Source organism: Rhizomonospora bruguierae, from assembly GCF_018397995.1.
GTDB lineage: Bacteria > Actinomycetota > Actinomycetes > Mycobacteriales > Micromonosporaceae > Rhizomonospora > Rhizomonospora bruguierae.
On the sequence record NZ_BBQH01000007.1, the window covers coordinates 1 to 945 of the forward strand.

1 pseudogene is annotated in these 945 nt (G+C 66.3%); it reads left to right on the plus strand.

Going from position 1 to position 945, the window contains the following annotated elements:
• Positions 1 to 104 precede the first annotated feature (104 nt).
• Positions 105 to 908 (plus strand): annotated as a pseudogene (locus KJS59_RS00035) (HARBI1 family protein).
• The last annotated feature ends 37 nt before the right edge of the window (positions 909 to 945 follow it).

Below are 945 nucleotides of genomic sequence, written 5' to 3' on the forward strand. Positions count from 1 at the left end.
CTGCAAGGCGAACGAGCGAAGCCCCCGTAAGAAGTAGGTCTCCTCCAAGAGATCAACTTCAAAGACAGGGGCCTCGCGTGACGACCAGTGTCACATACCGTGCCGTGCTCGATATCCGCCGGGAGACCGTGCTGTTCCTGTCCGGGCTGCTGCACGCCCACCGGCGCTCGGTCGGCACCCGCGCCGGCACCCGAGCGGTCGGCTGCTTCAAGCAGGCCGTGCTCGTGTTGCGCTGGTTCCTCGATGGCACCCGCCTGACCCAACTCGCGGTAGACAACGCGATCGGGCTGTCGACCGCCTACCGCTACCTGCACGAGGGCGTCGACCTGCTCGCCGAGCGCAAGCCGTCGCTGCACTCCGCCTTGTTGGCGGCCAAGATGGCTGGGCACACCCATATCAACGTCGACGGCACGCTGCTGGCCACCGACCGCTGCCGCATCCCCGGCCCGACACCCGGCGTCGACTTGTGGTGGAGCGGGAAACATCATCACCACGGCGGCAACGTGCAGGTCGTGTCCACCCCCGACGGATGGCCGGTCTAGACCTCCGACGTACGCCCCGGCCGCGAACACGACACCACCTGCCTGCGCCACCACGAAGACATGCTGCCCGCCCTGCGAGAGTGGACCGGCGACGACCTACCCACCCTGGCAGACCTGGACTACGAAGGCGAACCCGACGTGTTCGTCCTGCCCATCAAGAAACCCGACGGCGGCAAGCTCACCGACGCCCAACGCCAGCACAACTGGCTGCACGCGTACGCCCGAGCCCGCGCCGAACAAGCCAACTCCCTACTCAAGACCACCTTCAAGGCCCTACGCCGGGTCAGTCTGTCACCCGACGCCATAGGCAAGATCGCCGCCGCCGCACTCGTCCTGCTGCACTTCGAGCACGACCGAACCACATGATCACAGCCAGTCGCGAACCGTTACTGGGAAAGGCTCA